Annotated in this window: 19 protein-coding genes and 1 tRNA gene; 13 read left to right on the forward strand and 7 right to left on the reverse strand. The window is 39.8% G+C overall.

What is annotated here, in order from left to right; all coding sequences use genetic code 11:
* Positions 1 to 19 precede the first annotated feature (19 nt).
* The 3 genes from dnaX to CE557_RS01585 all read left to right on the forward strand — a co-directional run bounded on the left by dnaX (position 20) and on the right by CE557_RS01585 (position 2,560).
* On the forward strand, positions 20 to 1,390 hold the full coding sequence (dnaX, locus tag CE557_RS01575) for a DNA polymerase III subunit gamma/tau (RefSeq protein WP_114909867.1): 1,371 nt from the start codon (positions 20 to 22) through the stop codon (positions 1,388 to 1,390).
* 38 nt (positions 1,391 to 1,428) lie between these two features.
* Entirely contained in the window at positions 1,429 to 1,767 is a 339-nt protein-coding gene (locus CE557_RS01580) for a hypothetical protein (RefSeq protein ID WP_114909868.1), read from the forward strand.
* 151 nt (positions 1,768 to 1,918) lie between these two features.
* Entirely contained in the window at positions 1,919 to 2,560 is a 642-nt protein-coding gene (locus CE557_RS01585; protein ID WP_114909869.1) for a NeuD/PglB/VioB family sugar acetyltransferase, read from the forward strand.
* A gap of 839 nt (positions 2,561 to 3,399) precedes the next feature.
* On the opposite strand, the gene CE557_RS01595 is transcribed toward CE557_RS01585, so the two are convergent.
* The 3 genes from CE557_RS01595 to CE557_RS01605 form a co-directional block, all read right to left on the reverse strand.
* On the reverse strand, positions 3,400 to 3,843 hold the full coding sequence (locus CE557_RS01595) for an ankyrin repeat domain-containing protein (RefSeq protein ID WP_114909871.1): 444 nt from the start codon (positions 3,841 to 3,843) through the stop codon (positions 3,400 to 3,402).
* Positions 3,844 to 3,851: 8 nt separating this feature from the next.
* A complete protein-coding gene (locus tag CE557_RS01600) occupies positions 3,852 to 4,880 on the reverse strand; it encodes an ankyrin repeat domain-containing protein (RefSeq protein ID WP_114909872.1) in 1,029 nt (342 codons plus the stop codon).
* 141 nt (positions 4,881 to 5,021) lie between these two features.
* Entirely contained in the window at positions 5,022 to 5,699 is a 678-nt protein-coding gene (locus CE557_RS01605; RefSeq protein ID WP_114909873.1) for a hypothetical protein, read from the reverse strand.
* Positions 5,700 to 6,111: 412 nt separating this feature from the next.
* Between CE557_RS01605 and CE557_RS01610 the strand changes: the two genes are divergently transcribed.
* Positions 6,112 to 8,865: a putative LPS assembly protein LptD gene (locus tag CE557_RS01610; protein WP_114909874.1), complete on the forward strand. Its 2,754-nt coding sequence runs from the start codon at positions 6,112 to 6,114 to the stop codon at positions 8,863 to 8,865.
* Positions 8,866 to 9,267: 402 nt separating this feature from the next.
* Here the strand turns inward: CE557_RS01610 and CE557_RS01615 are convergent, their stop codons facing one another.
* From CE557_RS01615 to CE557_RS01625, 3 genes are all read right to left on the reverse strand, one after another.
* A complete protein-coding gene (locus CE557_RS01615) occupies positions 9,268 to 9,726 on the reverse strand; it encodes a helix-turn-helix domain-containing protein (RefSeq protein ID WP_114909875.1) in 459 nt (152 codons plus the stop codon).
* A 367-nt stretch (positions 9,727 to 10,093) separates the two neighbouring features.
* The gene (locus CE557_RS01620; protein ID WP_114909876.1) at positions 10,094 to 10,582 is read right to left on the reverse strand and encodes a helix-turn-helix domain-containing protein; all 489 of its coding nucleotides are present in this window, start codon (positions 10,580 to 10,582) and stop codon (positions 10,094 to 10,096) included.
* Between the two features lie 179 nt (positions 10,583 to 10,761).
* The gene (locus tag CE557_RS01625; protein ID WP_114909877.1) at positions 10,762 to 12,288 is read right to left on the reverse strand and encodes an LptF/LptG family permease; all 1,527 of its coding nucleotides are present in this window, start codon (positions 12,286 to 12,288) and stop codon (positions 10,762 to 10,764) included.
* A gap of 85 nt (positions 12,289 to 12,373) precedes the next feature.
* Here CE557_RS01625 and CE557_RS01630 point away from each other — a divergent pair.
* The 3 genes from CE557_RS01630 to CE557_RS01640 all read left to right on the forward strand — a co-directional run bounded on the left by CE557_RS01630 (position 12,374) and on the right by CE557_RS01640 (position 14,188).
* Positions 12,374 to 12,448 (forward strand) — tRNA-Met (locus CE557_RS01630).
* A gap of 30 nt (positions 12,449 to 12,478) precedes the next feature.
* On the forward strand, positions 12,479 to 13,159 hold the full coding sequence (gene trmD / locus CE557_RS01635) for a tRNA (guanosine(37)-N1)-methyltransferase TrmD (protein ID WP_114909878.1): 681 nt from the start codon (positions 12,479 to 12,481) through the stop codon (positions 13,157 to 13,159).
* Between the two features lie 474 nt (positions 13,160 to 13,633).
* Positions 13,634 to 14,188 carry a phosphatase PAP2 family protein gene (locus CE557_RS01640; protein WP_162789934.1) on the forward strand — a complete coding sequence of 185 codons (555 nt, stop codon included), beginning with the start codon at positions 13,634 to 13,636 and terminating at the stop codon, positions 14,186 to 14,188.
* 13 nt (positions 14,189 to 14,201) lie between these two features.
* On the opposite strand, the gene floA is transcribed toward CE557_RS01640, so the two are convergent.
* The gene (gene floA / locus CE557_RS01645; RefSeq protein ID WP_114909880.1) at positions 14,202 to 15,170 is read right to left on the reverse strand and encodes a flotillin-like protein FloA; all 969 of its coding nucleotides are present in this window, start codon (positions 15,168 to 15,170) and stop codon (positions 14,202 to 14,204) included.
* Positions 15,171 to 15,531: 361 nt separating this feature from the next.
* Here floA and CE557_RS01650 point away from each other — a divergent pair, with 361 nt between their 5' ends.
* From CE557_RS01650 to CE557_RS01675, 6 genes are all read left to right on the forward strand, one after another.
* Positions 15,532 to 16,521, forward strand: a complete 990-nt coding sequence (locus CE557_RS01650; protein WP_114909881.1) for a ribonucleoside-diphosphate reductase small subunit — start codon at positions 15,532 to 15,534, stop codon at positions 16,519 to 16,521.
* A 40-nt stretch (positions 16,522 to 16,561) separates the two neighbouring features.
* Complete coding sequence (locus CE557_RS01655) at positions 16,562 to 17,152, forward strand: GNAT family N-acetyltransferase (protein WP_114909882.1); 591 nt, start codon at positions 16,562 to 16,564, stop codon at positions 17,150 to 17,152.
* Between the two features lie 203 nt (positions 17,153 to 17,355).
* Positions 17,356 to 19,686: a ribonucleoside-diphosphate reductase subunit alpha gene (locus CE557_RS01660; protein WP_114909883.1), complete on the forward strand. Its 2,331-nt coding sequence runs from the start codon at positions 17,356 to 17,358 to the stop codon at positions 19,684 to 19,686.
* 54 nt (positions 19,687 to 19,740) lie between these two features.
* Positions 19,741 to 20,319: an adenylate kinase gene (locus CE557_RS01665; protein ID WP_114909884.1), complete on the forward strand. Its 579-nt coding sequence runs from the start codon at positions 19,741 to 19,743 to the stop codon at positions 20,317 to 20,319.
* Positions 20,320 to 20,324: 5 nt separating this feature from the next.
* On the forward strand, positions 20,325 to 21,311 hold the full coding sequence (gene obgE, locus CE557_RS01670; protein ID WP_114909885.1) for a GTPase ObgE: 987 nt from the start codon (positions 20,325 to 20,327) through the stop codon (positions 21,309 to 21,311).
* 9 nt (positions 21,312 to 21,320) lie between these two features.
* Positions 21,321 to 22,805, forward strand: a complete 1,485-nt coding sequence (locus CE557_RS01675) for a lipopolysaccharide biosynthesis protein (protein WP_114909886.1) — start codon at positions 21,321 to 21,323, stop codon at positions 22,803 to 22,805.
* The last annotated feature ends 147 nt before the right edge of the window (positions 22,806 to 22,952 follow it).

The raw sequence follows: 22,952 nt of genomic DNA on the forward strand, positions 1-22,952 counted from the left end.
ATCTTTTTACCATGTGATCATGAGCCAATTTGTAGTCTCTGCAAGAAAATACCGTCCTACTAGTTTTAAAGATGTCATCAGTCAGCCCCATGTTACCACCACATTAAAGAATGCCATAGCCTCTGGGCAACTTGCACATGCTTTTCTTTTTTGTGGTCCACGTGGTGTGGGTAAAACTACTTGTGCCCGTATTTTAGCCAAAGCCATCAATTGCATACAAGTAACCGAAACAGTAGAACCCTGTAACCAGTGCACCCATTGCCTAAGCTTAAACAGCCATAGCGCTATGAATGTCTATGAGTTAGATGCAGCTTCTAACAATTCTGTGGAAGACATTCGTGAACTGGTGGGACAGGTGCGCTATGCCCCTCAAATGGGTAAATACAAGATTTACATTATAGATGAGGTGCATATGTTGTCTAATGCGGCTTTTAATGCTTTTCTCAAAACGCTTGAAGAACCTCCTAGCTATGCCATATTTATATTGGCTACTACAGAGCGACATAAGGTTTTACCTACTATTTTATCTCGTTGTCAAATCTTTAACTTTAATAGAATTAAAGTAGAGGATATTGTTACACAACTCAAAGCCATTGCGGCAAATGAGGCTATCGCTTATGAGGAATCTGCACTGCAGCTGGTTGCACAAAAGGCAGAAGGGGCGATGCGGGATGCGCTTTCCATCTTTGATCTGATCACGGCCTCTGTAGGCACAGGAGGAAAAATTACGTATGCGGCTACACGTGATCATCTCCAAATTTTGGACTACGACTATTATTTTAAATGTATAGATGCTTGCTTAGGGGGGGATATTCCTGCGGTCCTCACGCTTTATGATGCTGTTTTACGTGCAGGTTTTAATGGCCATCATTTTGTGGTAGGCCTTGGTGAACATCTACGCAACCTATTGGTCTGCACAGACGATGCTACGCTCCCGCTTTTAGAGGTCACGGATAATATGCGTTCACGTTATGCGGAGCATGCATCTAGATGTAAGATGCCATTTTTATTAAAAGCGTTAACACGCTTAAACCAATGTGATATAGGCTATAAGTCTAGCCAACACCAAAGATTGCATGTCGAACTGGCACTGATTGACTTAGCCACTAGTCATTTGTCTACCTCAGCAAGCACGCCATTACCAGATCAATCATTACCAAAAATAGATCATCCCCAAGCACCCATTAGTACGCAACCTAAACAAATGGATGCTGCTCCCGTTGGGTCCTCTATAACGCCACTAGCCAAGCCAAACCCCGACCATTTGCCTACCACGCCCGCCCCGGCTGCTCAGCAGCCAACAACTATAACGATTCCTACCTTAGCAAGTTTAAAATCCACATTGACCACAAAAGAAAAAGCGCATGAGGTTGATGTAAAAAAAAAGTAGATAGGCCACGTGTTACCGAAGCACCAGTACCAGAAACAATGGTGCAATCTTGCCTGACTGCCTATAGGGAAGACCTTAAAAAAAGGGGGCATACAGCTGCTTATCACCTTATGAATCAACCTATAGAGATCCAAGATAGAATGCTTACCATTTCCTTGATCAATCCCGTTCAAGAAAACCTGTTACAGAGCCTCAAGGAGGAGCTTTTACCTAGGCTAAGCGTACTTGATCCTGATATGACCATTCAAGGTATTTTGACCGAGCAAACAACTGCTCCAAAACCCTACACAGACCAAGAAAAATTAACCTATTTGGGCAAAAAAAATGCGGCCATCACCCTACTGCAAGAACGTCTGATGTTGGAAGTAGCCTACTAAAGCATAGATAGGCGCGTTTTTGCTTGATCCAAAAGTATGACCTAAATTTATAACCATTCGGCTTTATTTTTATCCTTCAGGCAATGCATGGGCTGAACAGATCGTTTACACTTGCGTTGCCATTATTAAACCATAGATCAATTTGAACTATATGCATAAAGGTGTGATTATTTTGGGCGCATGCCAGCTTACAAAGGGGGCTTTAGACATTTTTCAAAAAAACAATTTAATCGTCTATGGCATTTTAGATGATGAAACAAAATGGCATAATACCACTATTCATAACATTCCTGTTTTAGGCGCTACGGATGATCCAACCTTTCTTGAGTTACTGAACCAGGAATGTGCTGCTTTTATCGCCTACCGTCATATCCAAAAAAGAAAAAACTGTTTAAACTTTTTAATTGCCCAACAAAAGTCCACACCCATCTCGGCGATTCATCCATCAGCCATTATAGCGGACGGGGTGCAAATGGGTTTAGGTAATTATATAGGTGCACAGGTTTGTTTGGCTTCAGAGGCAAGTGTAGGGAACCACTGTATACTACACAATGGGGTGGTCATCGAAGCAGAAACCCAGATCCATGATTGGGTAGAAATAGGTGCGGGTAGCATTATTGGTGACCACGTCACCATAGAAGAAGAGGTGTTTATTGGCATAGGCGCTAGAATTATTCCGGGTGTTACGATTCAAAAGGGAGCGAGTATTGGTGCAGGGTCGGTTGTGTTAGGGAATGTAAAAAAGGGGGATGTGTTGCTGGGAAATCCAGCAAAGTCTATTCAACAAGGATAAAAGTATCTATGCACGACATTAGTTAATAAGGCAATTTTAATTTGTATCTGTTCACCCAATGGCGTCAACTTAAGGATACCCCTATTGTAAAATTTAAAACCATAATGCATTTTTATTTATATTACTTTTTTCTTGATAAAAAAGTAACAAAAAATCAAGCCCTCGGCAAAAAGTCGCTGAAAGTGGCATCATACAGATGGAAAAACAGGAAGCGCCCCCTATGGGGGCTTCAAAGGAAACTGTTTTCCCAAATCATCTCTCAGATGCCACTTGCTACACCGCAACTTTTTACAGGGGCGTTGTTCTTTTAATGTAAAAAACCAGTGACTTGAACAGATACCTATCATTTTAATGGGCATTTGCTTCCATGCCGTCGATTTAAAGCGTTCATGCCAGCCGATTAAAAAAGTTGAAGCTTCAGTAAACTTGGAATCTTTAGATGAACGGTTGTGCAAAGGATTAGAAAAACAGTTCATTAAAAGCCCACACAGTGGGTGATTTCTGTTTTTCCCGCTACACAACTGTTCGTCTCATTCCTTTACTGCATGCCAACTTTTTATTGGCGGACAGGGGAAACGACGTATACGCATTAGCCATTTCTATCTCTGTGTTAGAATAGATGTCCCTTACGTTCACGACATTGTCTGAATAGCAACACTGGAAAAACAGACGTTCTTTCCTAGTTTTTTATTAGAATTTGGGACAAAACTTATTCTTTTTTGATAAAAAAGTGACATATAAACATGACTAAAACAGACCGAAAAGCAAATTTCTACCATTACACTGAACGGAAACGATTTTTGTTTCCGTTCACTGCTGTGGTCTAAAATTCATCTATATCACGCTTTTGGTACGGGCGCTTTTTCTTCTAAGTACTTAACTACTTCTAAGTGTTCGTTGGCCCTTGCTAGATCCAAGGGGGTCTGACCTTTTTTGTTTTTCTTGTGTATATCATCACTATGGGATTCCTCTACTAAATACTTAACTACTTCCAAATATCCCCCCTCTGCGGCTTTATGCAAAGGAATAGTATCATCTGCAGTTTCCAGATTTGGAGTAGCACCGTATTCGCATAACATTTTTATTACTTCTAAGTGACCTTTACTCGCTGCAACATAAATAGGAGATTGACCATAACGATTTCTTTGATCTACATGAACACTAATTTCTTTATTTTCTAACAACGTTTTCATCACACTTACATCACCTCCGGATGCTACCAAATGCAAAATGATATTGCCAGTTGGACCTTTATACGCTGCATCAATCCCTCCACCCTTCAAGAGCGCTTCTACAATACCTTCAAGAGCGCTTCTATAATACCTCCAAGAGCGAGGTCTTGTGCCACCATCAGAGGTGTTTTATCACTATAATTTTTGATAGTAACATCAACACCTGCCTCTATTAAGCGCTTAGCTGCCTCTTCCTGACTGGCGTATATTGCTAGATGCAAAGCAGTATTGCCAGATTCATCTGTTTCATTTAGTTTAATTTCAATACCTTCAACGCCTAGAAGAGCGTTTATAATCTCTAAGTTCCCCTGGTGGGCTGCCCGATGCAAAGCCGTTCTTTGCTCTTTATCTACTGCATTTATATTAATCTTTTTATCATTATCATTTTTACACTTTAGGAGCGCATTGACAGCAGCTAGATTACCTCCGTAACATGCCACGATGAGAGGCGTCATCTCCAAATCACCTTTTAAATTTACATCAGCCTCTACTGATTTTAAAAGTTCAACTACAGATGCTTTGTTATCCCGTGCTGCTACATATAAAGCCGTATTGCCATCTTTATCCTTTGCATCTACATCAACTTTATCTTTATATTTAGGATCTAAAAGTAATGTTACAACTTCTACATAACCTTTTTGAGCTGCCAAGTATAGAGGTCCTTTGCCTGACTCTGGATCTGGAGTCATAACATCTAACGTTTGACTACCAGAATAATTTAGTAAAATCGCAGCTATGTCCGGATTTCCAGATGTAAGCGCCAATATAAGTGAAGTGACGTCGCCCCCTGCGTTGTTAATATCAGTCCGCTCATACCCCAGCAACACCTGAACCGCTGAACAATCATCTTTCTTTATAGCTCGGCCTAGTGCTGTTCTTTGTTTATCTACATGTTTATCTACAACCGAATCTAAAGGGTTCTCTTGTGCATCCACTCCTTGCTGCGTGTCGAGAGGCTTATCTATAGCCGAGGGTGAAGATTTTTCTTGTGTATCCATGCCTTGCTGTGTACGCACACAAGCAAACAAGGTATTGAGGGTTAATAGCATGCGCAATAGGCCTAGGCTATATTTTATATAGGTTTTCATAGCATTTGATGTTAAATGGTTAGGTTATAGTTATCACCAAGTAGCATTACTTCAATAAAAAATTTAGGTATAAGGACCATGGCGCCAACTTGCTAAAGGCACACGTCTACGCCATGATCCGATTCAAAAATCTAGATAGCATCAGCATGGTTTATTCACATCTATCTGCTGCTTATCTAGAAAGTCCAGCACTGCTTTCTTTTCTTTGTCCCCTGTTGTCAATTTTGATACTCTATTCCACATATTACACCCATCTGCGTCCGTTGCATTAATATGTAGGCCTGCATCAAGCCACTTTTTTATACTTTTTGGTGACCAACCATTATCATTAAGATCTTTCACAATCTTATCCGTTATGACATTAGCATGCTCTCCAACCAATGGTGCTAGTGTAGTAGTACTACTACCCCATTGTTCTTCACCTTTTTCTATCGCATCGGTAATGAATTTTACGGTTGTATCATCTATACTGAATGGCGTAACAGTTGTACTCCCATTAATTGGCGGAAATGGTGTCGAAGTGTTTAGACCAGTACCATTATTATGGGCCATACCGGTGTTATTGCCAAGTACATAATATAACGTCCCTCCGAAGAAACCAAGTAGTATCACCCCTCCCACCACAGATCCCGTCAAACACAATACCGGATGGCGTCTATTTACCCTAACCATACTATCCCATATAGTTCTAGAACAGCTCTTATTATGCCTCCTATTATTGGCGCCTAGTTCCTGCCTTGTGTTGACACAAGAGGTCAAAGTATTCAAGCTCAATAGTCCAATGAATAGACTTACCCTAGCATTTCTATACGTTTTCATAGCATTTGATGTTTAATTGTATATACATAATCACTACCAAACAGAATGGCTTTCATGTATAGCTCCCCACGATCTATCCATATGACCCTATCTGTCTATCTGCTTCAATTGAATCAGGCAAAAAGCCTTAATAAGGGAGCATGGAACTTATCTATTTCATGAATCGCCCTTAACTTATTAAGTACAAAAAAATAAATACAATCGCAAATAAAAACTATAAAAGGCAGGATGCCGAATTGGACATGGAATCATGGCTTCGCCTTGTCAAGGGTGGTAGGTTTAAGGTAACACGATAACAAAACGTAGATGATAAATGGAATAGTTAGGGCAGGCTATATGAAAAACAAATACATACTTTTATATTTGAGGTTGTCTTCCTTTATACGCAAAGGGTAAAATAAAGTTTGTTGGTGTGCCTAAGTCTTATTTCCTACGTATCGTTGCTTTAGTACCATTTATATTTAGTGGCGTATCTGCAAAAGCAACTGCATACTTTAATTGTAGTCCCTATTTTAGTAATGGTTATAGCACTGCGTATAGAAACTGGATACAAGCCAATAACTACTTGCATACAGTCCAACCTTATGCAGCTGATAGACAATCTAACAGACTGCTTAATTTTTATAACAGCTACCGACTGCTTCCCTTATTAGCTAGTAGCAAACAAAGCGGAGAACACGTTGCAGACATGGTACACTACCAAGCAGTAGATTCAATTATTTTCGATGCTAAAAAAGACATACTTTCTTTACACGGGGCCAGTACGCTGGCCTATGATAAGATCAAACTCGAAGCAGGTATCGTAGCCCTACACTTAAAAACCCATACGCTTTGTGCAAAAGGAACCAAGGATCTGCATAACCAAGCGATAGGGAATCCTATCTTTACCTATCAGGATGTAGCCAAAAACAAATATGGTAAAGAAGGCTCTACCCAAACACGGATCTTTTTTATGGAAAGCATCCGGTATAACATCGAAACCAAACGAGCTTTAGTAGATGGCCTATTGACCAAACAAGACGAATCTATTGTCAAAGGCAAACAGATCAAAAAAGAAGATGAAACAACATTTTATGGGGAAGATATCATTTATACTACTTGCCCACTAGCGCATCCCCATTTTTACATACGTACCAAACGCGCTAAAATAGTACGAGATAAACAAATTACTAGCGGCCCCTTTCGCTTGTACTTTGACCAGGTGCCTACGCCATTAGGCTCTGTTTTTGGCACCTTATTTCTAGAAGGCAAACGGACATATGGTATAATTCCACCAGAAATAGGGGAAGGCGAACACGGCTTTTATCTCCGTCACGGTGGATACTATATCAATTTCAATGATTATGCGGATATTTCTATTTTAGGTAGTATATATTCTAGTGGTATTGCAGAACTTAAAAATACGCTACGCTATAAAAAAAGATACCAATACAGCGGCAACCTACATTATACAGGCAATAGAACAGAAAAGGAGAAAGGGTGGTCTGTAAAATGCGAACATACTACACTAAAACATGGCCCTACCAGTCTTAATGCAAAGCTTGACCTCCATAACAAATCTTATAAAACATTTGACCATGAAGATAACAAAACCCCAAAAAGCATGGAGCAACAATGTGCTGGGAGCTTATCCTACCAGAACAACCTAATCGGCCTCCCCTATGGATTAACTGTACGCGCAGCATTTGCACTCAACCAACTTTCGAATTTTATACATTGGACCTTACCAAAGGGCACCCTATATAGTACTGCTTGGTATCCGTTTAAAATCATTCGTTCTAAGAGCACCCACCATTGGTTCCATACCATACAGTTAAAACATACTATAGATTTTGAAAACCACTTTCAAAATGCAAAAAAAGACACTAACCCACTTAACATAAACAACAACGCGCAAGCCATTCTTCCAACCTATCGATGGAATCATTATACAGAACATGGTGTCAAGCATTGCATACCCCTGAGCATGCAATGTAAGTTATTTGAGTTTATTAACTTAGAGCCGCATCTCATCTATAATGCAGGGTGGTACTGGCTTAAAAAGAAGACGAAAGGACCTATCCGGAAACCAGGGTTTAACCAGGTGCATACTTGGCATTTCGGTGCAACGCTAGGGACTACGCTATACCATACCCACTATTTTGAAGCAGCAACGTCGATTCAAGGTTTTCGTATTAAAATGGAGCCTAGTATTGACTTTACCTATACGCCTGACTTCTCCAAAAAATATTGCCAAGAAGTAGAAAATACAGCAGGGGAAAAAGAAAAAAAGTATGTCTTTGCAGGACTACGACCAGGTCTAGATGTATCGAATCGCGCTACATCTATTCTATACTGTAAACTACATAATACAGTGGAGTTAAAGATAAAAAAATCAACCAATCCAGAAAAAAAAGAAAAAAAAGAAAAAAAAAGAACCAGCCATAAAATCTTTTTGTTAAAAAACTTAGACTTTGAAGCTAAATATGACTTTCAAGCAAAGCAAGATGAATGTCATCTAGTAGATGGCATGCATATGCATATAGCTAGCGAGGCAAAAATAGGTGCAATGGGCAAAATTTACTTTGACTTAAAAGCAAATTTTGACCCTTATCTAACTAAAAAGACCATACTAGATGATGAGCACATCAAAGAAGAACCGATCAATCATTTTGCATGGAACTGCGGTCAGCATTTATGGAAAGTGAAAAAATCCAGCTGCAAGGTCAGCATAGATCTTGCACACTATGCCCATAAAAAGAAAAAAAAAGAGCTGCTCCAAACGCATGAACAATCGGTCAGCAACATGGCAAACCATAAGATAGACTTTGAAGTGCCTTGGAATATTGGCTCGGAGTTGAATGTAGTCTATAACAGACTATATGCATACAAGAAAGGAACAAAAAATTATAGCATAGAAAAATATATCTCTCTTAATGGGAGTATCACTTTGGTTAAAAAGTGGAAAATTAATCTGCGTACTACGTATAATTTTAACAAAAATGAATTTGATGCATCTGCCACAGAAATTTCCATTGAACGAGATTTGCACTGCTGGCAACTTAGCTACCAATGGCATCCACTAGGCAATTCGGCTAAATATGATTTTTCTTTAGGTGTCAAAGCAAATGTTTTAAAAGTATTGAAACTACCAAGAAAAAGAAGCTATAATAAACTGCATGAATAGAAGACATATATGTCATACCTTGCATCTGTTCAACTCACTGAGGTTTTGTGTGAAAAGAAGAACGACCCTGTAAAAAAGGTATGTGTTCAGCGCGATGGTTTTTTGCGTTAAAAGAACAACGCCCCTGTAAAAAGTCGCGGTGCAGCAAGTGGCATTTTACAGATGATTAGGAAAAACAGTTTCCTTTGAAGCCCCCGTAGGGGGCGCTTGCTGTTTTTCCATCTGTAAGATGACACTTTCAGCGACTTTTTACCGAGGGTTTGATTTTTTATTCCACTTTTTTATCAAGAAAAAAGTGGAATAAAATGCATTATTAACCAGTTTCGTAAATAGGCACCAATACTGTTCTATTTAACAACCTAACATTTATGCCTTAAATGGACACGATTGGTCAGATACCCCCTAGGCTCCTTGTTCCTCACTTTTTATGAATGCCATAATCTCCTGCTTAATACCCATTAATTCATTATCATTAGCCAATACAATTAACATTTTTAAAAGCCTATTGTAATCCTCCATCAGCTTTAAATATTTTTTATTCAACAGCTGAAGCTGAACAAAATATGGATCCCTGGCACTTGTCTCATCTATATATTGACACGTATCTTCTTTAGAGGCATAACCTCTAGGATCAGTAGCCTCTTCTCTACCATTTTCTCCATATATACCTGGGAAATCATTAGAAAAATCATAATGTATGACCCTACCAATCTCTATAATAAATGCATCCTTTATATCTGCTTCCTTCAGTCTGGTGTACAGGGTATTACGCGCAATACCTAACTTCTTGGCCAATGCCTTCATTCGAAAACCACTCTTCTTAATGGCTTCTTCGACTATTTTTCCTTTATGTTGTTCCATGACTGCAATATAAATGACTACGAATAAAACAAAAAAGAACCATGTTTACTCAAATATGTTTAGATAATTGTTAACGATATGCTCATATGTTGTGTAAATATTGTTAAACGTACGAACATGACAAAATTGTAACTTAGTTATATTGGGTGTATTGTGCTGATAAAAATGGAAATACACTAAAGGGATAACGCCCATAAGCCATTTAGACCATCGACATCAAAGCCAACGAGCTACTGCCATAAATAGAGCATACGACCGGTTACGGAAATCATGCATACTGCTCCTTAGAACAAATATTCGCATGAATAATAGATACTGGATATAGAGCTTTTAGAAGTAGTGTAGACGATAGGCTATATTGCTTTTTTTAATATTCTTTTTCCTCATTTTCTAGGAATTCGATAATGTCTTTTTTAACGCCTACTAATGCATTACTATTGGCTAGAAGCATTAAAATTTTCAAAAGCTTATGATAATCCTCCATAAGGCTTACATACTTCCCATTTAAGGTTTGTAATTGAAGAAAATATGGGTTTTTATATTCACTATTATAGTATGGAAGCAGATGCGATGATCTACGACCGACAGATTTATCTAGATAAAAACGTTCAGGATGATGTTCAACTTGGGCTGCCACTCTTTTGTATACCTCCGGAAACACCTTAGAAAAATCGTAGTGTATGATGTTGCTAACATGGATAATAAAAGAATCTTCTAACTCCGCCTCCTTGAGTCTGATATAGAGGGTGTTACGCGCAATACCCAACCCCTTGGCTACTGCTTTCATCTGGTAACCTGTTTCTTTAATGGCTTCCTCAATTATCTTGCCCTTATGTTTTTCCGTGAACTGCTCCATATATCTAATACATGTAGTTTAGAAAGATTAAAAAAGTACAATATTAAAGCAAATTTACTAAAATATTATAAATAAAATACAAAAACATACATTAATAGACGCTAATGTAGTTTTACTTCTCTATTTTAGTCAAAAAAAAGGACAAACTTATACCCCTGGTGCGTTATATATCTTTCGCTTCATGGTTTTTTAACCTTTACGAAAAAAGCATACCAGTTGGTTGCACATAATCCTCTACCCTGCTGAGCCTTAAGCAAAAAGAAGCCACAAAAAGGCAACAATACAAAATTAGACAACCAAACGCCCACAAAAGTGGAAACGGTACCTGCTATAGCCCAATCTCTTCCAAGTATAGTAAGAATATATTCTAGGAGGATAAAAAAGAAGCTAATACATACAGATATCCCAAATCCACCTCGTCTAATAATGCAGCCTAAGGGAGCGGCTAGTAAAAAGAAAATGACACACTGCGTAGCTACTGCCAGACGATGCGCGCGCTCATATAACGCCTCACTTAATCCTTCACTTAGTAGGGCTTTATCATTTTCTTGGGCTATTAGGGTGTCTTTTATTTTGTTTATACGTCTTAAGGCTTCCCGAACCACACGCTTTTGTAAGGTATGGCCATAGGGCTGGGTATAAGACGTTGTATTTGTATCAAGTTTTTTTTCTATAAGTTGGTCTCTAAACAATAGAAAGTTAGTATCTTGCGTTGCTGCTGGCTGAGACGATGCCGATCCTACCGCCTGCTGGTCATCCAACTGCGTACCAGGCGCTGTGGTACAATGGTAGCGCATAGCTTGCTGGGTCACCATACTTTTGCTATACGCTTCCTGATCGACGATTGCTTGCGCTCTTTCTTCAATCATCTTTTTGAGGTGTGGACGGGTTCTTGTCCTTGGATCATGGATAAATTTAGCATTTGTATGCCCAAGCTTAAGGGCGTCTAAACTAATCTTAATTTTTTGAGTGGCAAAATGATTTCTATAAAACGAGGGTTTTTGATCAGGCTGCGCATGGTTAGCTTTAGGAGGTAAAGGCTCTAGATAATTATGACCATTGGTAAGCTCCATAACCAAATAGGCTTCATCTGGTGTAGTGTAGAGCCTACCTTTCTCCGCAATGGTTATAACGGCCGTTCCATATTTTTTAGTATAATCATAAACAATAATCCCTTCCATACCTGCCTGATCACCTAGTTTTTTATCTACTCGAATACTATAGCCTGGTATGTTGTTACAAAACACACCTTCCTGAATCAACAAAGCAGATTTTTTTTTGCAGATATCACCTACTAAAGCAAAGATTTTATGCTTACTACTTGGATAAATGTAATCCTTAAAATAAAAAATAGCAACACTTAAAAAAAGAATGAAAATAAAGGGAAACCGTAGGGTACGCTGCAGCGAAAGCCCTACAGAACGCATAGCGGTTAATTCAAAGCTTTCAGAAAAATTACCAAAAACAATAAGGGAGGTTACTAAAGTAGCAATAGGGAAAACATTAGGTAAGGTATTTAACGATAAGTAAAATAACAACTTTGTATAAATAGCAATCCCTAAGCCTTTACCTGCCATATCACTAAATAGGGCAAAGAAACTCTGTATGACCATTACAAATAATACGAGCGCAAGTAATAGGATAAAAGTTGTTATAAAGGTACGTAATAGTAGTTTATCAATTTTTTTGATAGTGATATGGTTCATTTTTATAAATTTGTGACTAACTTTACCCTAAATATAGGTACAATTTAGGTACTACACCTATATGGCTCTACTAAATGCAATGCATGGCGAGGTAGCTCAGGCGGTTTAGAGCGTCGGATTCATAACCCGAAGGTCGGGGGTTCAACTCCCCTCCTCGCTACATCTCTTATACATAGCTAGGCTTACTTACATGCGGCTTGATATCATCACCTGTTGTCCTAAGTGGTTTGAGGGTCCACTTAAACACTTTATCTTTCAAAGGGCTATCCAGCAACAACTCCTTACGATCCATATACACAATTTGCGTGATTATACGCCATATAAGCATGGAAAAATCGATGATCAACCCTACGGTGGCGCTGCTGGTATGCTGTTAATGGTAGAACCCATTGCGAATTGTATTAGAACCCTGCAACAAGCAAGAAGCTATGATGAGGTGATATATATGGCACCAGACGGTGAACCGCTGCATCAGGATCTTGTCAATAAATGTTCGCTCAAAACGCATTTAATACTATTGTGTGGCCATTATAAAGGCATAGATGAACGCATACGGGAACATTTTATTACCCTAGAAATCAGTATTGGCGACTATGTGCTTTCCGGAGGGGAGTTGCCTGCATTGATCTTAGCGGACGCTATGGCTCGGGTTATACCGGGTGTGCTATCGGATGCGGATTCTGCACTGACCGACTCTTTTCAAGATGGCTTGGTAGCACCACCTGCCTATACACGACCTTACAATTTTGAAGGCAAAAAAGTGCCAGATGTGTTATGTTCTGGCAACCACCAAGCGATTCAGGAATGGATGCACCAAGAAACAATAGCTAGAACTAAAAAAAGAAGACCGCATCTCCTAGAAAATTTGTAAAAAACCTACATCAATAGCTGCTACTAAGGCTAATAGCGCATATTTCAATGCGGTCATTTTGCTTGTTTTAGCTGCATATGGATAGAAAGTAAGGTGAGCATGGTGTGGTGACCCTGGATAGCTGTAAAATGCCACTTTCTACACCGCAACTTTTTACAGGGGCGTTGTTCTTTTAACGCAAAAAACCAGTTACTTGAACAGATACCTAATAAAAACCACTGCGCTGAACAGATACGTGCATATAGCTATTGCGCAGCAACCTTTTTTGTCTCTAACTGACGATACTGTTGAATAAAGCAATTTTATTTTTACTTTTTTCTTGATAAAAAAGTGGCTAAAAAACCAACGACTGGAATAAATACCTTTTTCTAAGGCTTGCAAGTATGCAAACGCATACACTTTTTCTTTAAATTAGGCTATAAATTAAAAGTTTTAAACACCTAACCAAAGCTTGGCTGGATTTACATGCTGTCCATGATGCTCACCACTATTCATAAACTTGATCAAGCATTGTTGCTTATGCTAAACAAAAGGCATCATCCGGTCATAGACCATTTTTTTACACTGATAACCGATACTGTTTTTTGGATACCGCTTTATATCTTTCTTCTATTTTTTCTTAGAAATGCATTGGGCTGGCATGGTGTGGTGCTTTTTATCTTAACCATTGTCCTCTCAGATCAATCTGCTGCTACATGGCTCAAACCCTTTTTTGCACGCTATAGACCTTGCTATGCTATTCCCCAGCTCCACCTTGTAGGCACACATCAAGGCCTATATGGTTTCCCATCTGCGCATGCCAGCAATACCTATGCCTTTGCAATGCTTTTTTGGCGGATTTTTAAAACTAAGTACAAGGGCAGTGGCTTATTTTTTATCTGGGCTACTATTGTTTCGTATGGTCGAATATATGGTGGGGTGCACTATCCACTAGATATTTGTGCAGGTGCCATGGTTGGGTGCTGTATAGGCCTGTTGATGGATCAACTCTATCCAAAAAGCAACCCACTCCATAGCAATAAAAATTAACCGGTTAACCTCATCACTTAGACAGTATATCATCTGTTGCTACACTGGTACGCATTTGGGTATCTGCTTTGATATTTTGCATACGATAATGATCCATGACACCCAACTGGCCCTTTCTTAAAGCAAAAGCCAAAGCTTGTGGGACTTCTGCCTCAGCTAAAATAACTTGAGCCCTCGCTTCCTCAGATTTAGCCTTCATTTCTTGCTCTAAGGCTACCGCCATAGCACGCTTCTCCTCTGCTTTAGCCTCGGCTACCCGTAAGTCTGCATTGGCTTGATCAATTTGGAGCTTAGCACCAATGTTGTCACCTACATCGACATCGGCAATATCAATAGAAAGGATCTGGAAAGCAGTGCCAGCATCCAAGCCTCTATTCAATACCAACTGTGAAATGGTATCAGGATTGGCTAACACTTCCTTGTGACTCGTAGAAGAACCAATCGAGGTAACAATCCCCTCCCCTACACGGGCCAAAATGGTTTCTTCGCCAGCACCCCCTACCAATTGTTGAATATTGGCCCTAACTGTAACCCTTGCTTGGGCAATAAGTTGAATGCCATCCATGGCCACAGCCGCTACCGAGGGTGTATTGATGACTTTTGGATTAACAGAAATTTGAACGGCCTCAAAGACATCTCTACCGGCTAAATCAATAGCCGTGGCCTGCTTAAACGAAAGGCTAATATTGGCTTTGTCTGCAGAAATAAGTGCTTTAATAACAGATGGCACATGACCACCAGCTAAATAATGGGTTTCAACCTCCATAAGAGTCAACTGAAGGCCAGCCTTAGTGGCTACGATAAGCCCATCTACAATAACAGCAGGTGGCACTTTACGAATACGCATAAAAACGAGCTCAAATAGACCAACTTGCACGCCGGAAAAACGAGCCGTAATCCAAAGACCAACTGGAAAAAAATAAAAAAATATAAAGCCCCCAGCGATAAGAAAAAGATACAAATAGAGTTGTGAAACGGCCATAATGCTAGAATGAAAATGCCAAATAAATACCAACCACTTACAACTAACGTAGATGAAGCTGGGCCTACACAGATGGCATAGGCAGCTTGAATCTACTATTTTGTCATGAATGATCAAAATGTTGAACCACAATTATGCATAGACATGCTACCTTACATCTATACTAGATGTAGGTGCAGCATAGTACACCGGATCAGATCCCACCCATCGATGTGTAAATGACCCGCAGCAGTAGGGTTTTGAAAGCATCCTATTGAACCTTTGGCTGCATTTACCTAAGTTTGTTATACACATCAATTAATCGCCTTATGATGGCCTTGCATTACATGCCATTTACCAAACGTGTAAAACCAAAAAGCAGATGAACAACCATACCGATGAACCTCTTTTGCAAGAGAATAAAAATAGATTTGTTTTATTTCCTATTGAGCACCACGACATCTGGAGCTTTTACAAACAAGCAGAGGCTAGTTTTTGGACCGCAGAAGAAATCGACTTAAGCCAGGATATAAAAGATTGGGAAAACTTAACGGCTGGTGAAAAGCACTTTATTACCCATGTGCTTGCTTTTTTTGCCGCTAGCGATGGGATTGTGAATGAAAATTTGGTTCAAAACTTTGCCAATGAAGTACAATATACAGAGGCCAAGTTTTTTTATGGATTCCAGATTGCTATTGAAAACATCCATTCTGAAGCCTATTCTTTACTGATCGATACCTATGTAAAAGATCCTCAAGAACGCCATAGGTTATTTAACGCCATTGAAACCATTGAGTGGGTGGGCAAAAAAGCAGATTGGGCCCTACGCTGGATCAGCAAAGGTTCCTTTGCAGAACGCTTAATTGCTTTTGCAGCAGTAGAGGGGATTTTCTTTTCTGGTAGCTTCTGTGCGATCTTCTGGCTTAAAAAAAGAGGCTTAATGCCAGGACTCACCTTTTCTAACGAACTCATTTCCAGAGACGAAGGGCTGCACTGTGATTTTGCCTGTTTGCTCTACAACCAACATATCAAAAACAAACTCCCAGAGGAACGGGTGACGCAAATCATAACGGATGCAGTAGCAATTGAAAGTGAATTTGTATCTGATGCATTACCGGTTAAATTGATTGGTATGAATGCAGCACTGATGACCCAATATATTCAGTTTGTGGCCGATAGGTTGCTATTAGAGCTAGGATGCAAAAAAGTCTATCAGGTTACCAATCCATTTGATTTTATGGAAATGATTGCCTTACAAGGAAAAACTAATTTCTTTGAAAAACGAGTAGGTGAATACCAAAAATCAGGGGTGATGAGCAGCATCTCTGAGGATAAAGACAAAGCACGGTTTAAGCTGGATGAGGAGTTTTAAAAAACAAAAAATTAAACGCCACCCCGTAGGCTAAGCTAAGATGCATGCAATCAAAAACTTGTCAAAAGTTCCTAAGTCAGTAGTGCTAAATGCAGACTTAATGATTAAACAATTAGATAAGTCGCATGAAGCAGCACTTTTCTCCTTAATAGATCAAAATAGATCATACTTGAAAAAATGGCTGCCTTGGTGGGTGGGTGCATGCACAAGACAAAGTGATGCGCTACATTTTATCACTAGCGCCAAGGATACCCTTGAAAAGGGTACCAAACTTATATTTGGTATATTTTACAAAGGAGAAATGTCTGGAATAATAAATTTTAATAAAATTGATGCATCCAATGACCAATTGGCAATTGGTTATTGGATAGGGGAAAGATTTCAAGGCTTAGGCCTAGTGATAGCTGCTTGTTCCAAGCTTATTGAAATTGGATTTCAGACATTAGACTTAAAGGTTATTGCTATTAGATGTGCAGTGGAAAATATTCGGAGTCAAAAGATACCTACTCGCTTAGGTTTTAAAAAACCTGATATGGTATTAAAAAAAGAAAATGTGCACGGAACGCATATGGATATTGTTGTATATACCATTCAGAAGGATCAATGGCTCAACCAGAAAGTTAAAGCGTAAGCATGGCTTCCATTTGCTCAACAGCTATCTGATTTTAGAAAGCTAGTATGAAGCATAAGGTTGGGTTAGGTATAGCAAAACCGTTAGCTTTGTACTGCTTAGCTTTGTACTGCTTTAGGTGCTAGTGAGCAGTTAAGTAGTAATAACCTTAGCATCGCATCATATATCATACCCATTAATAGTTACAAATTTATAAAAAGTAGATGTTAGTTATAAAACGAGATGGACGCTTAGAATCAGTTAAATTCGATAAAATAACCGCTAGGATAGACAAGCTCTGTTATGGGCTAAATAGAGATTATATTGATACCATAGCTATTGTTAAAAAAATTATTGAAGGCATTTATGATCAGGTCACCACTTCAGCGATAGATAACCTGGCGGCAGAAACGGTAGCAACAATGGCTGTATACCATCCAGATTATGCCATTCTAGCGGCGCGTATAGCTATTTCTAATCTACATAAAGAAACGAGTAAATCTTTTTCTAGCACAATAAAAAGGCTCTATACCTATGTCAATCCTTCGACTGGGCAGCACGCTGCCCTTATCGCCCCTGACGTTTATAAAATTATTGCCAGCCATGCTGCAACTTTAGACAATTCCATTGTACATGAACGTGATTTTACCTATGATTTTTTTGGTTTTAAAACATTGGAGCGTTCTTATCTGCTTAAAATAAATGGCAAAGTTGTGGAACGTCCGCAGTATATGTTGATGCGTGTAGCAGTAGGCATTCATGGTGATGACCTAGACGCTGTGCTTGAAACCTATCAACTCATGTCTGAAAAGTGGTTTACCCATGCCACACCTACGCTTTTTAATGCAGGCACACCCAACCCACAGCTTTCTTCCTGCTTTTTATTAACGATGCAAAGTGACAGCATTGAAGGTATTTACAACACCCTTACACAATGTGCCAAGATATCTCAATTTGCTGGCGGCATTGGATTAAGCATTCATAATATACGTGCTACAGGCTCTTATATTCGAGGGACCAATGGGATTTCTAATGGGATTGTCCCCATGTTGCGAAACTTTGATATGACGGCGCGCTATGTAGATCAAGGAGGAGGCAAACGAAAAGGTAGTTTTGCCATCTATCTGGAGCCTTGGCATGCAGATATCTTTGACTTTCTAGAGTTGAAGAAAAACCACGGCAAAGAAGAAAGAAGGGCCCGGGACCTGTTCTATGGGCTATGGATTCCAGATTTATTTATGCAACGTGTAGAAGCAGATGAGAGGTGGTCTCTCTTTTGCCCCAACGAAGCACCAGGGCTCTCGGACTCCTATGGCACGGCATTCGAGCAAAAATACAAACAGTACGAAAAAGAAGGAAAGGCACGTGCCTCTATCAAAGCACAAACACTTTGGTTTGCTATTCTGGAGTCTCAAATAGAAACCGGAACTCCTTATATGCTCTATAAGGATGCAGCCAACGAAAAGTCTAATCAAAAAAACTTGGGTACTATAAAGTCTAGTAACCTATGTACAGAGATTATGGAATATACTGCACCAGATGAAATTGCGGTTTGTAACCTTGCCTCTATTGCGCTACCGATGTATGTAGATGCCAATCGATCTTTCGATCATACCAAATTATATAGGGTTACCTACCTGGTCACCAAAAATCTTAACAAGATCATCGACCGTAACTATTATCCTTTAGCGGAAGCACGTACCTCTAACTTAAGACACAGGCCGATTGGTATTGGGGTACAGGGATTAGCAGATGTTTTCCTAAAAATGAAACTTGTTTTTGACAGTCCAGAAGCACGGCTGCTCAACCAAGAAATTTTTGAGACCATCTATTTTGCTGCATTAACGGCTTCTAAAGATTTGGCACAAAAAGAGGGAGTATATGCAAGCTACGCTGGTTCACCCATTTCGCAAGGCATCTTACAATTTGACATGTGGGGCGTAGCGCCTGCCTCTGGCAGATGGGATTGGGATCATTTACGTAAGGAAATAGGCGCGCATGGCATCAGGAATTCCCTATTGGTGGCACCCATGCCAACCGCCTCTACTTCTCAAATACTGGTTAATAACGAATGTTTTGAACCCTATACCGCCAATATTTACACCCGCAGGGTGCTTTCTGGCGAGTTTATTGTGGTCAACAAATACCTATTGGAGGACCTCATCGCACTTGGCCTTTGGAATGAGCAGGTGAAAGAAGAGTTGATGATGGGCAATGGCTCCATTCAACAGATTGCCTGTATTCCGCAATACATTAAAAACCTATATAGAACGGTTTGGGAAATTCCTCAAAAGTCTATTATCGATATGGCGGCAGATCGCGCACCTTATATTTGTCAAAGCCAAAGCCTCAATCTCTATGTGCAAGATGCAACTATGGCTAAATTAACCTCTATGCATTTTTATGCTTGGAAAAAGGGGCTGAAAACAGGGATGTATTACTTACGTACCAAAGCAGCAGCAGATGCTATTAAATTTACCATACAAAAGAAAGAAAAAACAGCCCCCCCCTTACCGAATGAAGGGGAAAAAGAATGTTTAATGTGCAGTGGCTAAGCAACTTAATTGTATATTAATTTTTGACTTTTTAATCAAAACGGATGCTCATTTATGTTTAATATTATTCTAGTGGGCCCTCCTGGGTCTGGAAAAGGCACACAAGCTAAACGAATGATTCAAAAATATGGCTTTATACCCATTGCTTTGGGGGCCTTGCTGCGCCAACAAATGGCAGAAAATGGGGCGAATAAAAGGCTCATTGAGCCATACATCAATAGTGGGCAATTGGTACCAGATCACCTCTCTTTTGAATTGGTCAAACAACTGGTGCAAGCACAACCTGCCGATACATCTTTTTTATTTGATGGTTTCCCTAGAACCCTAGCACAGGTCTCCTTCTTAACGCATTTTTTAAAACCATGCAATGCGCAAATAGATGGTGTAATCTTGCTAGATGTGCCCCAAGAGGTCTTATTAAAACGGCTTAAAAATCGCGCTACCATTGAGTCAAGAGCTGATGACCAGGATGACAACAAGATTAGAACACGTATGCAGATATACGAACAGGAGACGTTACCTATGGTCAACCATTATAAATCCGAAGGGAAGCTATATAGTGTAGATGGCACACAAGATGTAGATGCGGTAACCCAGTCTATTGAAACCATTATGGATAGACTCAGACCTTAACGACCATGTCATTACCCAACTTTATTGATCACGTTAAGCTTTACCTACGCGCTGGTAAAGGGGGAGCCGGATTAGTCCATTTCATGCGTGCCAAGTTTGTGCCCAAAGGCGGGCCAGATGGAGGGGACGGTGGTAGAGGCGGCCATATCATTTTACGTGGTGCCAAACAACGTAATACGTTGCTCCAACTTAAATACCGAAAACATATCCTTGCAACCAATGGGGAACCGGGTGGTGATAGCTGCAAAACAGGTGCAAGCGGGAAAGATGTGCTCATAGATGTACCATTGGGCACAGTAGCCAAAAGAGTAGATGATGACCAGGTACTGGTAGAGGTATTAGAGGACAAAAAAAAATATATCTTAATGCAGGGGGGAAAAGGAGGTTGGGGCAATGCCCATTTTAAAACCCCTACCCATCAAACACCCCGCATCGCTTATCCAGGTGAAACGGGCATGGAAGGCTGGATGGTATTGGAATTGAAATTATTAGCGGACGTAGGCCTTGTAGGGCTACCAAATGCAGGCAAATCTACATTGCTTTCAGTTGTATCAGCGGCTAAACCACGCATTGATAGTTATCCGTTTACCACTTTAGTACCCAACCTTGGTGTAGTAGCCTACCGGGCAGACCATTCTTTTGTAATGGCAGATATTCCAGGGATTATAGAGGGTGCAGCGGCTGGAAAGGGCTTAGGGACACGGTTCCTACGCCATATTGAACGGAATGCCATTTTATTATTTATGGTTAGCGCAGAATCCAATGATATCCATAAAAGCTATGAAATGTTACTGAGCGAATTGGAAGCACATAATCCCTCATTGCTAGCCAAACCCAGGTTGCTGGTTGTGTCAAAAATAGACTTGCTAGACCAAACAACACGTAAAACCTTACACTTACCTCCAGACATAACCTGTTGCCCTATCTCTGCCCATACGGGAGAAGGTATTGTACGCCTTAAAGACCTTATCTGGGAAAAACTTTCTGTCTAAGTGGTTACCATGCACAATACGGTTAAAACACTTGGTAAAGAAACCATTATATATAGCATCAGCAACATTATTATACGCGGATGTGGTTATTTGGCTTTGTTGCTGCAAACCAATATACTACCGCCTAGCGCCTATAGTATAGTTATAGAGTTCTATGGGAGTTACATTGCTTTGGGTCATGTGCTTTACGACTTGGCCATGGATATGACCTATTTTAGATTCGTACATAGATTAGGCAAACAACATACTTTCAATATAATTGTAACTATATTACTGGTTTCCAGCCTTATTTTTTCAATATTACTCATCCTATACACACCACAAATCGCAAAGCTCACCAACCACCTAGCTCATATGCGTTATTTCTATTATATGGCTGGGATTCTTATGCTGGATACGTTATTGATGATTCCCTACGCGAACCTACGTGTAGAAAAAAAGACCCTTTGGTTTCTGTTGGTGAAAGCTGTACAAGCTTGTGCGGGCATTATTTTTTCTTTTATTTTATTGTATTGTCCGGTAGCCTTAAGATGTATAGCCTATGGCATGTATCATTATTTGCATCTACCTGTACATTTGAATGGGATAGATGCTGTTTTTATAGCTACTATATTGTCTAATATAACCGCTTTGGCCTTTCTACTACCCAATTTTAAAGGCTTTCATTTGGTTTGGAACAAGCGTACGATGCAAACGATAGGCGGTTATGCAGCCACTTCTTTTTGCACCATGCTATTTGTCAGACTTAATGAGACCTTACCGCTATTATTGTTTCGCAAATTGGTTCCGAATAACTTTTATAGCGCCCATACAAAGGAAGAAATATTAGCTAATTTTGGCACTGCCTGTAAGCTAACGGTGTGTATTACACTAGGCATCCAAGCCTTTAAACATGCTGCAGAACCATTCTTTTTTGCCCACTTAGGGCGCAAGGAGGCACTAAAGTTATACCGCCAAACGATGCATTTATTTATACTAACGTCCTGCTTTTGCCTATTGTTGTTTAGTGTAAACATAGATTGGGTAGCAAAAATTCTGATTCCGAATCCAAGATACCGGCATACCATTGACGCCGTCCCTTATTTAGCATTTGCACATATTATCTTAGGTGTCTATTACAACCTGAGTGCTGCTTTTAAATTAAGTAATCATCCACGATATAATACTTGGATCAGTGCATTGGGCAGCCTAGTGATCGGGTGCACGGCACTGCTATTGATACCGAAACTGGGTCATTGGGGTTGTGTCTACGCCTCTATAAGTGGTGCAGCCACTATGGGGCTACTGGGGTATTATACGGGTCAAAAGTGTTATCCAATACCTTACCATAAGGGTAGTTTTTTACTTCTTTTGGGTTGCTTTTTAGCATTGCATCCCATTGTTTTATGGCGCAATACACTCACTTTTTTAGGAGCAGGATGGAGCTATGCACTCCTACATACTATCATTTTAGTCACTTTTTATAGGATAGCCATTAGATGGAAAAAGGTGTGAAGCTTCAACAGAAGTGAGACATTTTCATTTTCCATTTTAGGTGTATCTGTTCACATTACTGATTAATAATGAACTTTATCCCCCTTTTTTCTTGATAAAAAAGTGGACAAAAAATCAAGCCCTCGGTAAAAAGTCGCTGAAAGTGGC

The sequence above is a fragment of the Cardinium endosymbiont of Sogatella furcifera genome (assembly GCF_003351905.1).
In the GTDB taxonomy this organism is placed as follows: Bacteria; Bacteroidota; Bacteroidia; order Cytophagales; family Amoebophilaceae; genus Cardinium.

What these genes read in the sequence shown, in the direction of transcription:
- dnaX (WP_114909867.1), top strand. Translation starts at nt 20, where the DNA reads ATGAGCCAATTTGTAGTCTCTGCAAGAAAATACCGTCCTACTAGTTTT.
- CE557_RS01620 (WP_114909876.1), bottom strand. Translation starts at nt 10,582, where the DNA reads ATGGAGCAGTTCACGGAAAAACATAAGGGCAAGATAATTGAGGAAGCC.
- CE557_RS01665 (WP_114909884.1), top strand. Translation starts at nt 19,741, where the DNA reads ATGTTTAATATTATTCTAGTGGGCCCTCCTGGGTCTGGAAAAGGCACA.
- CE557_RS01585 (WP_114909869.1), top strand. Translation starts at nt 1,919, where the DNA reads ATGCATAAAGGTGTGATTATTTTGGGCGCATGCCAGCTTACAAAGGGG.
- CE557_RS01605 (WP_114909873.1), bottom strand. Translation starts at nt 5,699, where the DNA reads ATGAAAACGTATAGAAATGCTAGGGTAAGTCTATTCATTGGACTATTG.
- CE557_RS01600 (WP_114909872.1), bottom strand. Translation starts at nt 4,880, where the DNA reads ATGAAAACCTATATAAAATATAGCCTAGGCCTATTGCGCATGCTATTA.
- CE557_RS01655 (WP_114909882.1), top strand. Translation starts at nt 16,562, where the DNA reads ATGCATGCAATCAAAAACTTGTCAAAAGTTCCTAAGTCAGTAGTGCTA.
- CE557_RS01660 (WP_114909883.1), top strand. Translation starts at nt 17,356, where the DNA reads ATGTTAGTTATAAAACGAGATGGACGCTTAGAATCAGTTAAATTCGAT.
- CE557_RS01625 (WP_114909877.1), bottom strand. Translation starts at nt 12,288, where the DNA reads ATGAACCATATCACTATCAAAAAAATTGATAAACTACTATTACGTACC.
- floA (WP_114909880.1), bottom strand. Translation starts at nt 15,170, where the DNA reads ATGGCCGTTTCACAACTCTATTTGTATCTTTTTCTTATCGCTGGGGGC.
- CE557_RS01640 (WP_162789934.1), top strand. Translation starts at nt 13,634, where the DNA reads ATGATGCTCACCACTATTCATAAACTTGATCAAGCATTGTTGCTTATG.
- CE557_RS01580 (WP_114909868.1), top strand. Translation starts at nt 1,429, where the DNA reads ATGGTGCAATCTTGCCTGACTGCCTATAGGGAAGACCTTAAAAAAAGG.
- CE557_RS01615 (WP_114909875.1), bottom strand. Translation starts at nt 9,726, where the DNA reads ATGGAACAACATAAAGGAAAAATAGTCGAAGAAGCCATTAAGAAGAGT.
- CE557_RS01675 (WP_114909886.1), top strand. Translation starts at nt 21,321, where the DNA reads ATGCACAATACGGTTAAAACACTTGGTAAAGAAACCATTATATATAGC.
- CE557_RS01650 (WP_114909881.1), top strand. Translation starts at nt 15,532, where the DNA reads ATGAACAACCATACCGATGAACCTCTTTTGCAAGAGAATAAAAATAGA.
- obgE (WP_114909885.1), top strand. Translation starts at nt 20,325, where the DNA reads ATGTCATTACCCAACTTTATTGATCACGTTAAGCTTTACCTACGCGCT.
- trmD (WP_114909878.1), top strand. Translation starts at nt 12,479, where the DNA reads ATGCGGCTTGATATCATCACCTGTTGTCCTAAGTGGTTTGAGGGTCCA.